We start from the raw sequence: 13,319 nt of genomic DNA, 5'->3' as shown, positions 1-13,319 counted from the left end.
CTCCGTAGGGGGAGTCGGCGCCGGAGACGGGTGAGGGGTGCGGCCGGGCGGTCGCACCCCTCACCCGTCTGCCACCGGGCGACTAGCGGGCCGCGCCCGCGAGCGACCCGGTGGTCCGTGCGGACGGGTCGTAGATCATGCAGGTGACGACGCGGTCGTCGGCTTGCTCCCAGCTCTCCTTCGTCGGCGTGAACGGGTAGAAGTCGAGAGTGGACTCCTCGTAGGAGATGCCCGCGAAAGCGGGGAACGCGACGTAGCAGGCGTCGAGTGCCTCATCGTAGACGGCGTCGTCGCCGGGGAACTCGGCGACGGTGAAGGTGTGCTCGAAGTAGGCCTCCTCGTCGTGCGGCTCGCCGCACGGCACGACGGGGACGTCGTAGACGGTGTCGCCGCTGACCTCGTTCATGCAATCGCCCACCTGGATCGAGAACACGTCGGCCTGGCCGGACTCGGTGATCTCCTGCGTCGCCGCGTCACGCACGGGCGGGGCCGCAGTGGGTCCGAGGACGCCCTGCAACACGGAGCAGCCGCTCAGCGTGATGGCCAGGGCGGCTGCGGCCGCCACGGCGCCGGTGTGGCGGGCGAAGCGGGCAAGTGTCGAAGTGTTCACGATGCTCCATCTGCAGGGTGGACGGGGGCGTCTACCCCCAAATGGGGATGGTATCGGTGGGTCCAGTCCGGGGCAAATCGGGGGGACGCAGATCGCTCGGCGAGGAGCGGAGCACCGCCGCGGCCGCGGGCGCCTACTTCAGGGCGTCGAGCACGGCCTCGTGCAGCAGGCCGTTGCTGGCCAGCGCGTTGCCGTGCCATGGTCCAGGCTCGCCGGTCACCGAGGTGAACCGGCCGCCGGCCTCCTCGACGATCGGCACCAGGGCCGCCAGGTCGTAGGGCTTCACGTCGAACTCGCCGGCCACGTCGATGAGGCCCTCGGCGAGCAGCATGTACGACCACATGTCGCCGTATGCCCGGTCGCGCCAGACGGAGCGGGTCAGCGCGATCAGTCGGTCCAGGTAGCCGGCCTCATCCCACTGGGCGATGCTGTTGAAGCTGAGCGAGGCGTCGGCGAGCTCGCGCACGCCGCTCACGCGCAGCGGGCGCGGTGCGGCGTCGCCCTCCTGGATGAAGGCGCCGCCGCCGGATGCCGCCCACCAGCGCGAGGCCATGGCGGGCGCGCTGACGACGCCGAGCACGGGGTGGCCGTCGACGCTCAGCGAGATGAGGGTGGCCCAGACGGGCACCCCGCGCAGGAAGTTCGCGGTCCCATCGATCGGGTCGATGATCCACTGCCGGGTGCTCTCGCCCTCGGTGCCGTACTCCTCGCCGAGGATGCCGTCGTCGGGGCGGGCCTCGGCGATGCGGGCGCGGATGGCCCGCTCGACGGCCTGGTCGGCATCCGTCACGAAGGTGCGGTCGGGCTTGGTCGAGATCTCGAGGTCGTTCGAGCGGAAGCGATCGAACGAGATCGCGTCGGCGATGTCGGCCAGTTCTTGTGCGAGGATGAGGTCAAGCGCCAGGGGCGAGTTCGCTGCTGAATTCACAGAAGCAGCCTATCGGCGCAGACGGAACGGCCGTTCCGACACTCCCGGGATCTGACGATTCGCCAGCTCAGAAATCAGATGGTAATGTTTTATCTCGGCCCGGGAAGCGCAAAACGGGCCAAGATACGCACCTCTAGCTCAATCGGCAGAGCAACTGACTCTTAATCAGTGGGTTCTCGGTTCAAGTCCGAGGGGGTGCACCACCAAAACCCCGGTCTCGCGAGAGGCCGGGGTTTTCTCGTTAACGGGCACGGAGTGTTCTCGTCGATCGGGAAATTTCTCGTCGCGGCCCGCGTTCTGTCTCGCGGCCCCCGACATACCGCGTGCCGCGAGACACGACACGGGCCGCGACGGGCCCGCAGCCCGCACCCTGCGGCCCGCGGCCGGCGGCTCAGACGGCGTAGTCGGGCGCCGCGCCGGCCCCGTCGCGGGGCGGCAGCTCCTGCAGCGCCCAGCTGTTGCCGTCCGGGTCGGAGAAGTAGACGAATCGCCCCCACGGCTGCGGGTCGATGTCGCTGGCGGTCACGCCGCGCTCGCGCAGGTGGGCCAGGGCCTCCTCGGCATTCGGCACCACGATCTGCACGCCCTTCTGCGAGCCGGGCGGCATCTCGGTGATTCCCGTGCCGAGCACGATGGAGCAGGCGGAGCCCGGCGGTGTCAGCTGCACGAACCGCAGCTCGTCGGTCACGACGATGTCGTGGTCGGCGTTGAAGCCCACCTGGTCGACGTAGAACGCCTTCGCGCGGTCGACATCCGTGACGGGGATGGCCACCAGTTCGATCTTCCAGTCCATGAGACTGACCTCTCTGCTCTGAGCTGCCGGCCGCGCTGAGCGCGCGGCCCTGCCCGTTCAGGGTAGGCCGCCGGGCCCCTGTGCGACAGGGGGTCAGGGCGACGGGGGCGGCGCGACAGGGGCGGCGCGACAGCGTCAGTCGTCGAAGCCGCGGGCGATGAGGGCGTCGCCGAGCGCCTCGGCGCTCTGCAGGGAGCGCACGATCACCGGCACGGCGAGCGACATCACCGAGCCCTGCGTTCCCCGGGCCTTGCGGGCCTCCATCACCTCGCCGACGATCGCCGCGATCACCGGGATCGAGCGGATGGTGAGGGCCAGCAGCAGGCCGATGCGGTCGGTGTCCACCCAGCGACGCAGGGGGCGGAGCAGCTGCTCGCAGGCGTCGAGCACGGCGCCGACCGTCGTGGTCAGCGTGAACAGCGCGGCCAGCAGCACCGCGATGAGCAGCCGCCCGCCCATCATGACCGCCATCACCCAGTCGGCGAAGAGCAGTTGGATCGGCACGGCGATCGCCAGCACCCAGAGCACGGGGGAGACCTGGCGCCAGAGCGCCCGGAACGGCAGGCGGGCGGATGCCGCCAGCAGCACGGCCACGGCCAGGACGACGCCCAGCTGCCAGGGCTCCTGCAGCGCGACGGTCACCGCGATCAGCAGCGAGAGCAGCCCGAGCTTCAGCAGCGCGGGTGCGCGGTGCAGCAGTGAGTGGCCGGGGTGGTAGAAGCCGATCACGCCAACAGTCCCAGGTAGTGGCGGATGGCGGCATCCGGCACGTCGTCGGCGACGATGCGGCCCTCCTCCACGACAATCACCCGGTCGAAGCCGGCCAGCAGCTCCAGCTGGTGGGTGACGACGAGGACCTGCTGGTCCAGCCCGGTGAGCAGATCGGTGATCAGGCGGGCGTTGCGCGCGTCCAACAGGGTCGTCGGCTCGTCGGCGACGACGACGGCCGGCTCGGCGATGAGCACCGACGCCAGCGCGAGCAGCTGCTTCTGACCGCCGGAGAGCCGGTGCGCGGCGTGGTCGGCGTGCCCGGACAGGCCGAAGCGCTCCAGGATCGCGGCGACCCGCCCCGCGATCTCCTCCTTGGCGAGTCCGCGGCGGCGCAGGCTGAACGCGACGTCCTCTGCGACGGTCGGCATGACGATCTGGTTGTCGGGGTTGGTGAAGACGAAGCCGACGAGCCGGCGCACCTCGCGGCCGTTCTTGGCGACGTCCCGGCCGTGCACGCTGACCCGGCCGCGGTCGGGCGTGACGAGTCCGTTGACCATGCGGGCCAGGGTGGACTTGCCGGAGCCGTTGGCGCCGACGATGCCCACCCGCTGCTCGGTGATGTCGAGGCTGATCTCGTGCAGCACCGGCCGCTCGCCGTAGCCGTGGGAGACGTCCTCGAACCGGATGCCGCTCATGCCGCACGCTCCACGAGCATCGCGATGCCCTGGCCGCCGCCGATCGAGCAGGCGGCGAGGCCGTAGCGGCGGTCGCCGCCGGCGAGCATGCGCGCGGCCAGGCGCACCACGAGCACCGCCCCGGACGCCCCCCACGGGTGGCCGAGGGCGATCGCCCCGCCGCCCGCGCTGATGCGCTCCTCGTCCAGGCCGAGCTCGTCGCTGACGGCCAGCAGCTGGGCGGCGAACGCCTCGGTGATCTCGACGGCGTCCAGCTCGCTGGTGGCGACGCCGGTGCGGGCGAGCAGCTTGCGCACGGCGGCGACCGCTCCAATGCCGGGCAGGGCGGGGTCGGAGCCGGCCGTGCTGGCGGCGACGATGCGGAGGCCGGGCAGGCCGAGCTCCGCCCGCACCGCCTCGGTGGTGACGGCCAGGGCGGCGGCCCCGTCCGAGATGCCGCAGGAGTTCCCGGCGGTGACGGTGCCGCCCGCGCTGAAGGCGGCGCCGAAGCGGGCCAGTCGGCCCCGGTCGAGGTCGCGCCGCGGCCGGTCGTCGCGGGTGACGCCGTCGACGGCGACGATCTCGGCGTCGAAGCCGCCGCGCTCCCGGGTGGCGCTGGCCAGGTCGTGCGAGCGCGCCGCCCACTCGTCCTGGCGCTGCCTCGAGATGCCGAAGCGGGCGGCGACGGCATCCGCGGCCGGGCCCATCTCCGGGTCCGGCCAGCCGATCGGGGCGAACGGGGCGCGCGTGTAGCGCTCCGGCTGCGCGTCGCCCTGCGGCGGCCAGAACCGCCACGGCGCGGTGGAGGCGGACTCGGCGCCGCCGGCGATGACCAGCTCGGCCGCGCCGGAGCGCAGCAGGGTTCCCGCCTGCAGCACGGCCTCCAGGCCCGAGCCGCACTGGCGGTCGACGGTGACGGCGGGCACGGACTCGTCCAGGCCGGCGCGGAGCCCGGCGACGCGGGCCACGTTGCCGCCGGGGCCGAGGCAGTTGCCCAGGATGACCTCGTCGACGGGGCGCCCGGCTGCGGCGAGCTCCGCGGCGATCGAGCCGAGCAGCGGCGCCGCGAGGGCGTCGACGGTGTGCTGGGCGAATCCGCGGCCACTGGAGGTGATCGCGGTGCGCCGGGCGGCGACGATCACGGGGGCGTTGTCAGTGCGCATTGCGGGGTGCTCCATGTTCGGTGAAGGGGATCGTGCCGTCGGCCAGCCCCTGGCGCAGCGCGCCCTTGGCCAGTTTGCCGGATGCCGTGCGCGGCAGCTGCTCGACGAACAGCCAGCGGCGGGGGCGCTCGACGGGGGAGAGGGCTGCGTCCGCGCGGGCCTGGACGGAGCGCGGGAGCGCGCCGGCGTCCGCGTCGTTCTCGAGCTCTCTCTCGGCCGCGCTCTCGAGCTCGACCACGGCCACGACGATCTCGCCGAGCACGGGGTGCGGCTCGGCGATGACGGCGGCGGCTCGCACGCCGGGGAGGGCGTCCAGGGCGGACTCGATCTGCTCGCTCGTCACGGTGCCGCCCGCCGTGGTCACGGCGTCGTCGCCGCGGCCGAGCACGCGGAGTTCGCCGCCCGCGCCCAGCTCGGCGAGGTCGCCGACGCTGGCGAAGCCGTCCGCGTCCCGGCGGAGCGAGCCCGTGTCAGCGCCGTCGCCCGCGGCGTAGCCGAGGCTGATGTAGGGGGAGCGGGCCCAGAGCACGCCGCCGCGCAGGGCCAGCTCGGTGCCGGGGAAGGCGCGGAGCGCGCCGCCCGCGTCGGCGACGGCCACGAAGGAGAGCTCGGCCGCACCGTAGTACTCGGTGACGGCGGCGCCGCGGGAGAGGGCCTCGGCGCGGGCCCCGCTCGGCAGGGCCGCTCCGGCGACGACGAACAGGCGCGGCAGCCGCGGCGAGGAGAGCAGCCGGCCGAGCACGGTCGGGGTGCAGTGCACGACGTCGGCGCCCGCCGGGTCGAAGCTGAGCTCGGCCCCGAGCCAGAGCGCGTGCAGCGCGGCGAACAGGTGCATCGAGACGTGCAGCGGCCCGCTCGGCGCGACGACGTCGGTGCGCCGGATGCCGGTGGCGGCGGTGAGCGGGGCGAAGGAGTCGTGCCAGGAGGCGGCGGTGCGGGCGATGGCCCGCGCCCGGCCGGAGGAGCCGGAGCTCAGCAGCAGCAGCTCGGTGCCGGCCGGGACGGCACGGGGCAGCGGCGCGGGGCTGGCCGGGTCGGCGACCAGCACGGGGCGGCCCTGGTCGATGCCCGCCAGCAGCCGCACCAGCAGTTCGACCGGGTCGGAGTGCTCGGCGCGCACGATGGGGCCGGGCGGGAGGGAGTGGTTCTGGACGCGCTCACGCAGCTCGCCGTAGCTGAGGGCGCGGCCGGCGACGCTGACTGCGCGATCCCCGTCCGCCCCGCCCAGCCACGACGAGTCGCTCATGCGGAGATCGGCTCGGTACGGGCGCTCTTGCCGCGCGGCGTGATCAGACCGGGCCAGGCGCGGTGCACCTGCTTGGCGACGAGCACCGTGATGACGACCTTGAGGATGTCGCCGGGCAGGAACACGAAGGCGCCGGTCAGGGCGACCCAGAGGGGCGTGCCGGTGCTGAGGGCAAACCAGGGCACACCGATCAGGTAGATCGCGACGATGCCGCCGAGCGCCGTCGCGCCGAGGGCGGGCAGCACCCGGTAGCGCGGAAGGAGGCGGGCGGTGAACCAGCCGATGACGAGCACGCCGAGCAGCCAGCCGACGAGGTAGCCGGCGCCGGGGGTGACGAAGACGGCGATGCCGCCGCGGCCGCCGGAGAGCAGCGGCAGGCCGGCGGCGACCAGCACCTCCAACAACAGCACGGCGAAGAAGCCGTTGCGGGCGCCGAGGATCGCCCCGGCCAGCATCACACCGAGGGTCTGGAAGGTGATCGGGATGCCGCTGGCGCCGATCTGCAGGGCGCCGGGGAGTCCGAGCGCCGCGATGAGTGCGGCGAAGGTGGCGATGGAGGCGAGGTCGCGGGCCGTGAAGGAGCGCGTTGCCGCAGGCCGGTCGATGCTGTGCTGTGTCATGGTTGCAACGCTAGAAGCGCGGGCGGATGCCGCGCTCGATCCGCCGTACAAAAAACAGCGGCGAAATCTGGACGGCTAGGCTGCGGCGGCCGCGACCGGAGCGGGGACCGACCGCACGGGGGCGCCCTGGGGTGCTGCCGCGTGCGCGGGATTCGCCCACACGGCGACCGGTGCCGGGGTCCACGGCAGCGCGCTCGGCTCGGTGCCCGGGGCGTTGCGCAGCGCTGCGCGGCCGGCCTTGACGGCCTGGGCGAGCTCGACGGCGATCTGGCCGCTCAGCATGGTGTGGAAGATGTCGTCGGTGTCGCCGCTCTCGCGTCGGACCAGAGTCCATTCGCCGCTCGCGCCGATGAGGTCTGCGAGCTTGCCGTCGATGATCGCGAGCAGCGCGTCGTCGCTCAACTCGGGCGGTGCGGCTGCTATCAGGACGGGTGCTGACTGTCGGCGCCTGCGGAACATCGCCACGGTCGCTTCCTCTCGCTCGCTTCGGGTGCTGTCCCCCAGTCTGCGCTATACTCCGTCGGATCCCGGGGGGACACGCCGCGACGCCGTCAACTGCCTACTGCTCGAGGGCGCGTTCCTTGGCCTCATCGCGGACGGCGGCGACCGCCAGGGCGAGTGAGATCCCCCAGCTCACCCACATCAGCGCCAGGCGCCAGTCGCGCGGTCCGTTTCGGGTCGCCTGGATGATGCCCCAGCTGCTGGTGACCGCGCCGATCACCGCGCCATTGAACAGGTACTTGCGCATTGTCTGCACCTTTCGTCCCCTCCACGTTAGCCGGATCTGAGAGTTGCCCCCTAGTCTGACCGATCGTGCAGTTTCTGACCGATTGGTCAAATACTCTGGTCGCATGCCCACACACGACGCCGAATCAGGCTCCGTCAGCCCGCGCCCGAAGGCGAGCGACGAACTGCGCCAGATCGCCCTCGAACAGTTCGCCGCCGTCGGCTTCGCCGGGGCGTCGCTGCAGCAGATCGCCGACGAGGCTGGCTACTCCAAGTCCAGCGTGCTCTACCACTACGCGAACAAGGAGGCGCTGCTGGAGGCCGCCATCGGCCCGGCCATCGACCGGCTGGGCGCGCTGCTGCAGCGCTACATCGACCGCGGCTCCTCGCTGGAGGCCCGCACGCTGTTCGTGGAGGAGTTCATCGACTTCCTGCTCGAGCACCGCCTCGAGGTGTACACCTTCGTCAACCAGGGGCACTCCCTGCGCGGCATCCCCGTGATCGACAGGGCAAACGCCTTCATCGTCACGCTCTCGCACACCGTCTGCGATGACAACGCCTCGACGGTGGAGAAGATGCGCTTCGGCGTCGCACTCGGCGGCGCGACCTACTCGCTCGTGGCCGGAATGGACTTCCTCGACGCCGACTCACTCGGCCCGGCCGAGGAGGTGCGGGCCGCCCTGATCCAACTCGTCGGTGAGCTGCTCGCCCCGCTCGCGCTCCCCGCCTAGGCCGCCAGGCCCTCCGCACCAGACCCCCCCGCACCAGACCCCCCTCACCGCACGCCCTTCAGGAGCAGGACACCAGTGGCAACCTTTCTCTACCGCATCGGTCACTTCGCCTATCGCCGCGCCTGGACGGTGATCGCCGCCTGGATCGTGGTGCTCGCCGCGCTGCTCGGCGGAGGCCTCGCCCTCGGCGGCCAGCTGGCCGAGTCCTACGTCATCCCCGGCACCGAGTCGCAGGAGACGATCGACATGCTCGGGGCTGTGTTCCCGCAGGTGTCCGGTGCCTCCGTCGAGGCCGTCTTCCACGCCCCGGACGGCGCGAGCGTCGAGGACGCCCCTTACAAGGACGCCATCGAGCAGACCATCACGGCCATTGAGGACGTCCCCGGTGTCGCGGCGGCCGTCAGCCCGTTCTCCGAGTACGCGGCCAATGCCGTCTCCGACGACGCCCAGACCGCCATCGCCCGGGTGCAGATGGACGGCGCGTCCACGGATGTCACCCAGGCGACGCTCGACGCCGTGACCGCCTCCGCGGCGATCGGCGAAGAGGCCGGGCTCACCGTGGCCTTCGGCGGGCAGGTGTTCCAGGACACCACCTTCGGGCTCACCATCGTCGAGGTCTTCGGCGTGCTCTTCGCGGCCGTGGTGCTCGTGATCACGTTCGGGTCGCTGCTGGCGGCGGGGATGCCGCTGCTGATGGCCCTCGTCGGCGTCGGCGTGGCCGCCGGCGGCATCCTCGGGGCCGCCGCCTTCACGAACGTCTCCAGCACGGCGCCGATGCTCGCCGTCATGCTCGGCCTGGCCGTCGGCATCGACTACTCGCTGTTCATCCTGTCGCGGCACCGGCAACAGCTGGCCCGCGGGGTGGAGCCGGAGGAGTCGGCGGCCACCGCCGTCGCCACCGCCGGCGGCGCCGTCGTCTTCGCCGGCATCACCGTGATCATCGCCCTGCTCGGCCTGCTGGTCGTCGGCATCCCGTTCCTCAGCACCATGGGCATCGCCGCCGCCTTCGCCGTGCTCGTCGCGGTGCTGATCGCCGTGACCCTGCTGCCGGCCATGCTCGGCCTGATCAAGGGGCGGATGACGCCCAAGACCGGCAGCCGCGCCCACCGGCGCGCGCTCGCCGACGACGACGCCAAGCCGACCCTCGGCCGCCGCTGGGTGAACACCGTGCTGAAGGCGCCCATCGTCGCCGTCGTGCTCGTCGTCGGCGTGCTCGGCACGCTCGCCGTGCCCGCGCTCAGCCTCGACCTCAACCTGCCGACGGGCGCGGCCGAGCCGGCCGGCTCCACCCAGCGCGCCGCCTACGAGCTGGTCGAGGAGGGCTTCGGCCCCGGCGCCAACGGCCCGCTGATCGTCGTCGTCGACATCACCCAGACCACCGACATCTTCACCGACCTCGACGCGATCCGCACCGAGCTGGAACACCTGGACGGCGTCTCCTACGTCGCCCAGGGCCTGCCGAACGAGACCGTGGACACCGCCATCATCCAGGTGATCCCGACCACTGCGCCCGACGACCCGGCCACCAAGACGCTGGTGCAGGCCATCCGCGACCTGGCCCCCTCCATCGACGCCGATCTCGGCACCCCGATCCGGGTGACCGGCCAGACGGCCGTCACCATCGACATCTCCAACCGCCTGAGCAACGCCCTCGTGCCGTTCGCACTGATCGTGGTCGGCCTCTCCATCGTGCTGCTGATGATGGTGTTCCGCTCGCTGTTCGTGCCGATCAAGGCCGCCCTCGGCTTCCTGCTCTCGGCCTTCGCCGCCATCGGCGCGACGGTCGCCGTGTTCCAGTGGGGCTGGTTCGCCGACCTGCTGCACATCGAGCACACCGGCCCGATCCTCAGCTTCCTGCCGATCCTGTTGATGGCCGTCCTCTTCGGCCTGGCCATGGACTACGAGGTGTTCCTCGTCTCCGGCATGCGCGAGGAGTTCGTGCGAGACGGCAAGCCGCGCGAGGCGATCGTGCACGGCTTCCAGCACTCCGCCCGCGTCGTCACGGCCGCCGCCCTGATCATGTTCTTCGTCTTCTTCGGCTTCGTGCCGGAGGGCGCCGGGGTCATCAAGGGCATCGCCTTCGCCCTCGCCATCGGCGTGTTCTTCGACGCCTTCCTGGTGCGCATGACGCTCGTCCCCGCCGCCATGGCGCTCGCGGGCAAGGCCGCCTGGTACCTGCCGGGCTGGCTCGGCCGGCTGCTGCCCAACGTCGACGTCGAGGGGGAGGGGCTGCGCGCCCACCTCGGCGACCTCGCCTGGGCGAAGGCGCAGAAGGGCGCTATCACCGCCGACGCGGCCCTCCTCGGCCTGCCCGGCCAGGCGATGGGCCCGCTGAGCTTCGACATCGAGGCCGGCAGCGTCGTCACCGTGCAGGCGCCCGCCGCCTCCCGCCGCGTCTTCGCCGCCTCGCTCGCAGGGCGGCTCGACCCCGTCGGCGGCCGGCTGCAACTGCTCGGCTCCCCGCTGCCCTCCGAGCGTTCCCTGGCGCTGCGTCGGGTCGGCTACATCGACGTCGGGGCCGGGCAACCCCGCGCGCTCGAGCAGACCGTCGGCGAGCTGCTCGCCGGGCGGCTGGAGCTCTCCGCGCCCTGGTACCGCGGTGCCGGCAGCGGCAGCGGCCAGCACGAGTGGGTGGAGCGGGTCAACGCGGCCCTCCGCGCAACCGGCACCAGCCACCGCCCGCTCGAGGCCGACACCAGCATCGCCTCGCTCAGCGCGCTGGGACGGGCGACCGTTCTCGCAGCCGGCGTCCTCGCCGAGCGGCCAGAGGTGCTGATCGTCGACCTCGGCGACGCGCTGCCCGTCGACGCCCGCGGGCGCAGCATCGCCCAGGTGCTGGCGGCCCTGGCCCCGGCCTCGACCACGATCGTGCTGGCCGCCGGTGACGCCGTGCAGGCGGCATCGGGCGCCCTGATCGGGGCGCGGACCGCCGTGGCCCTCGCACTGCCAGAGCCACACGACACCGACATTGACACCGACATGGACACCGACATCGACACCGACGCCCTGATCGGGGCCCCCGCAGGGGCCGACGATCGGGAGTTCGCCGCAGAGGAATCCGTCCTGGAAGAAGGGGGAGTGCGCTGATGAGCGCTCGACTCGAGAAACTGTTCCGGCGCACGCCCGGCCAGCGCCGCACCGCGTTCGCCCTGATGCTCGCGGGCATCATCGTCGTGCCGCTGGCGATCGCCGGCCTCGTCTCCGGGGCCCTGGCCAGCGCCGACGACCGCCTGGACGCGGTGCCGGCCATCGTCGTCAACAACGACGAGATGGTCACCGCCACGCTGCCGGACGGCAGTGAGCAGATGATCCTCGCCGGGCGCCAGCTCGTCACCGAGCTGACCGGGCCGGACACCGCCGGCTTCGCCTGGACGATCTCCAACTCCGAGCACGCCGCCGCGGCGCTCGCCGCCGGCGAGGCGTACGCCGTGCTGACCATCCCGAGCGACTTCTCCGCCGCCATCAACTCGCTCTCCGGCGCGGAGCCCACGCAGGCCGACCTGCAGATCACCACGGATGACGCGCACGCCTACCTGGCCGGCTCGGCCGCCCAGTCCGTCGGCGAGGCGATGACGAGCAGCTTCGGCCGCGCGATCACCACGCAGTACCTGACCGCGTTCTACTCGGGCATCGCCGAGATGGGCAGCTCGCTCGGCACGGCGGCCGACGGCGCGACGACGCTCTCCAGCGGCGTCGGCACCCTGGCCGGCGGACTCGACACGCTGAGCACGGGCGCCGGCACCGCGGCATCCGGCGCGGCCGAGCTGGCTGACGGCGCCAGTGGGCTGGCCGGCGGTGCCAGCGGACTGGCCGGCGGGGTGCGCGAGTACTCCACCGGCGTCGACGGCATCGCGGCGGGCCTCGGCACGCTGAACAGCAGCGCAGCCGGGCTGACCCAGCTGAGCGATGGCGTGAAGGCGTACACCCAGGGCATCAACGGCGCCGTCGGGCAGCTGAACCCCTATCTCGACCAGGGCATGGCCGCTCTCGGCGCCCTGATGCCGAGCCTGACGCCCGAGCAGCAGCAGGCGGCGCAGGGCGCCCTCCAGGCCATGGGCGGCGTGCAGGCCGGGATCAACCAGCTCGTCGGCAGCGGTGACGAGCTCGCCGCGCAGACCGCGACCGCGATCGGCGGCGTGCAAGGCGGAATCGGCCAGCTCGCCGACGGTGCCGCACAGCTCTCCGGTGGGTCCGACGGCCTGCGCTCCGGCGCGGACAGCCTGGCCGGCGGGGCCTCAGAGCTCGCCGGGGGTGCCTCAGAGCTTGCCGGCGGCATCGCGCAGCTCGCCGACGGGGCGGGCGCCTCGGCATCCGGCGCCCACCAGCTGCACGACGGCGCCAGCGAGCTGGCCACGGGCCTCGGCGACGGCGCCGAGCAGGCGAGCGCACTCGCCGGCAGCGACCCGCAGACCACGGCCGAGGTGATCGCCGAGCCCGTCGGCGTCAGCCTGGAGCGCGAGAACGCGATCTCCTCGATCGGCCAGATCATCGGCATGGTGTTCGTGCCCGTCGGGCTCTGGATCGGCGCCCTCGTCATCTTCCTGCTGATGCGCCCGGTGACGGCGCTCGCGCTCGGCTCGACGGCCTCCACCGGCCGGATCGTCGCGCGCGGGCTGCTGCGCGGCTTCGCGATCGCAGCCGCGCAGGCGCTCGTCGTCGTCGCCCTGCTGCACACCGCGCTCGGCGTGAGCTGGGCCGCCCTGCCGGCCACGCTCGGCTTCAGCCTGCTGATGGCCGCCGCCTTCGTCGCAGTGCACCACTTCCTGGTCACCGCGTGGGGGCGCACCGGCATCGTCGTCTCGCTCGTGCTGCTCGCCCTGCAGCTGACCAGCGCGGGCGGGCTCTATCCGGTGGAGATCCTCGCCGCGCCGTTCCAGCTGATCAGCCCGATCCTGCCGCTCACCTGGGCGGTGCAGGGCATGCAGGCGATCGTGGCCGGCGTCGGCGGGGGAGCGGTCGGCACGGCGGCGCTCGTGCTGGCGGTGTTCGCTCTGCTCGGCGCCCTGGGCTCGCTCGCCGTGGTCGCCCGGCGCCGCGGGGCGCGCTCCTTCGCGTTCGCGCTGGCGCAGAGCTAGCGGGCTCCCGCTGTGCGGAGGGCCCCGAGGCGCGAGTCTCGG

13 protein-coding genes and 1 tRNA gene are annotated in these 13,319 nt (G+C 72.7%); 4 read left to right on the top strand and 10 right to left on the bottom strand.

Annotated features, from left to right (window positions below):
- Positions 1–82: 82 nt before the first annotated feature.
- Both GY24_RS08415 and hisN read right to left on the bottom strand, forming a co-directional pair.
- Positions 83–610, bottom strand: a complete 528-nt coding sequence (locus GY24_RS08415) for a YdgH/BhsA/McbA family protein (RefSeq protein ID WP_104475230.1) — start codon at positions 608–610, stop codon at positions 83–85.
- Between the two features lie 133 nt (positions 611–743).
- Complete coding sequence (gene hisN / locus GY24_RS08410) at positions 744–1,538, bottom strand: histidinol-phosphatase (RefSeq protein ID WP_104475229.1); 795 nt, start codon at positions 1,536–1,538, stop codon at positions 744–746.
- A gap of 127 nt (positions 1,539–1,665) precedes the next feature.
- Here hisN and GY24_RS08405 point away from each other — a divergent pair.
- Positions 1,666–1,741 (top strand) — tRNA-Lys (locus GY24_RS08405).
- Positions 1,742–1,929: 188 nt separating this feature from the next.
- Here GY24_RS08405 and GY24_RS08400 read toward each other — a convergent pair.
- The 8 genes from GY24_RS08400 to GY24_RS08365 form a co-directional block, all read right to left on the bottom strand.
- Positions 1,930–2,331: a VOC family protein gene (locus GY24_RS08400; protein WP_104475228.1), complete on the bottom strand. Its 402-nt coding sequence runs from the start codon at positions 2,329–2,331 to the stop codon at positions 1,930–1,932.
- A 135-nt stretch (positions 2,332–2,466) separates the two neighbouring features.
- The gene (locus GY24_RS08395) at positions 2,467–3,060 is read right to left on the bottom strand and encodes an energy-coupling factor transporter transmembrane component T family protein (RefSeq protein ID WP_104475227.1); all 594 of its coding nucleotides are present in this window, start codon (positions 3,058–3,060) and stop codon (positions 2,467–2,469) included.
- On the bottom strand, positions 3,057–3,737 hold the full coding sequence (locus GY24_RS08390) for an energy-coupling factor ABC transporter ATP-binding protein (protein ID WP_104475226.1): 681 nt from the start codon (positions 3,735–3,737) through the stop codon (positions 3,057–3,059). Before GY24_RS08390 ends, GY24_RS08395 begins: the two co-directional genes overlap by 4 nt.
- Positions 3,734–4,879, bottom strand: coding sequence for a thiolase family protein (locus tag GY24_RS08385; protein WP_104475225.1), 1,146 nt, complete (start codon positions 4,877–4,879; stop codon positions 3,734–3,736). The genes GY24_RS08390 and GY24_RS08385 overlap by 4 nt, the downstream gene beginning before the upstream one ends.
- The gene (locus tag GY24_RS08380) at positions 4,869–6,125 is read right to left on the bottom strand and encodes a class I adenylate-forming enzyme family protein (protein ID WP_104475224.1); all 1,257 of its coding nucleotides are present in this window, start codon (positions 6,123–6,125) and stop codon (positions 4,869–4,871) included. The genes GY24_RS08385 and GY24_RS08380 overlap by 11 nt, the downstream gene beginning before the upstream one ends.
- Complete coding sequence (locus tag GY24_RS08375; RefSeq protein WP_104475223.1) at positions 6,122–6,745, bottom strand: biotin transporter BioY; 624 nt, start codon at positions 6,743–6,745, stop codon at positions 6,122–6,124. The genes GY24_RS08380 and GY24_RS08375 overlap by 4 nt, the downstream gene beginning before the upstream one ends.
- A gap of 75 nt (positions 6,746–6,820) precedes the next feature.
- The gene (locus GY24_RS08370) at positions 6,821–7,147 is read right to left on the bottom strand and encodes a hypothetical protein (protein WP_104475222.1); all 327 of its coding nucleotides are present in this window, start codon (positions 7,145–7,147) and stop codon (positions 6,821–6,823) included.
- A 157-nt stretch (positions 7,148–7,304) separates the two neighbouring features.
- Positions 7,305–7,493 (bottom strand): hypothetical protein, encoded by a 189-nt coding sequence (locus tag GY24_RS08365; protein WP_083363463.1) that lies wholly within the window; start codon positions 7,491–7,493, stop codon positions 7,305–7,307.
- A gap of 103 nt (positions 7,494–7,596) precedes the next feature.
- On the opposite strand from GY24_RS08365, the gene GY24_RS08360 reads away from it, so the two are divergent.
- From GY24_RS08360 to GY24_RS08350, 3 genes are all read left to right on the top strand, one after another.
- Positions 7,597–8,202, top strand: a complete 606-nt coding sequence (locus tag GY24_RS08360; RefSeq protein WP_104475221.1) for a TetR/AcrR family transcriptional regulator — start codon at positions 7,597–7,599, stop codon at positions 8,200–8,202.
- 75 nt (positions 8,203–8,277) lie between these two features.
- The gene (locus GY24_RS08355) at positions 8,278–11,289 is read left to right on the top strand and encodes an MMPL family transporter (protein WP_104475220.1); all 3,012 of its coding nucleotides are present in this window, start codon (positions 8,278–8,280) and stop codon (positions 11,287–11,289) included.
- Positions 11,289–13,277, top strand: a complete 1,989-nt coding sequence (locus tag GY24_RS08350; protein ID WP_104475219.1) for a YhgE/Pip family protein — start codon at positions 11,289–11,291, stop codon at positions 13,275–13,277. The genes GY24_RS08355 and GY24_RS08350 overlap by 1 nt, the downstream gene beginning before the upstream one ends.
- Positions 13,278–13,319 lie beyond the last annotated feature (42 nt).

Source organism: Microterricola pindariensis (assembly GCF_002936985.1).
In the GTDB taxonomy this organism is placed as follows: Bacteria; Actinomycetota; Actinomycetes; order Actinomycetales; family Microbacteriaceae; genus Microterricola; species Microterricola pindariensis.
Note: the sequence above shows the minus strand (reverse complement) of the source record. Positions and strands in the feature narration are given on the sequence as shown.

Bases quoted from the DNA above. Each gene is read 5' to 3' on its own strand.
- GY24_RS08390 (WP_104475226.1), bottom strand. From the start codon at position 3,737: ATGAGCGGCATCCGGTTCGAGGACGTCTCCCACGGCTACGGCGAGCGG.
- GY24_RS08400 (WP_104475228.1), bottom strand. From the start codon at position 2,331: ATGGACTGGAAGATCGAACTGGTGGCCATCCCCGTCACGGATGTCGAC.
- GY24_RS08380 (WP_104475224.1), bottom strand. From the start codon at position 6,125: ATGAGCGACTCGTCGTGGCTGGGCGGGGCGGACGGGGATCGCGCAGTC.
- GY24_RS08350 (WP_104475219.1), top strand. From the start codon at position 11,289: ATGAGCGCTCGACTCGAGAAACTGTTCCGGCGCACGCCCGGCCAGCGC.
- GY24_RS08360 (WP_104475221.1), top strand. From the start codon at position 7,597: ATGCCCACACACGACGCCGAATCAGGCTCCGTCAGCCCGCGCCCGAAG.
- GY24_RS08385 (WP_104475225.1), bottom strand. From the start codon at position 4,879: ATGCGCACTGACAACGCCCCCGTGATCGTCGCCGCCCGGCGCACCGCG.
- GY24_RS08365 (WP_083363463.1), bottom strand. From the start codon at position 7,493: ATGCGCAAGTACCTGTTCAATGGCGCGGTGATCGGCGCGGTCACCAGC.
- GY24_RS08375 (WP_104475223.1), bottom strand. From the start codon at position 6,745: ATGACACAGCACAGCATCGACCGGCCTGCGGCAACGCGCTCCTTCACG.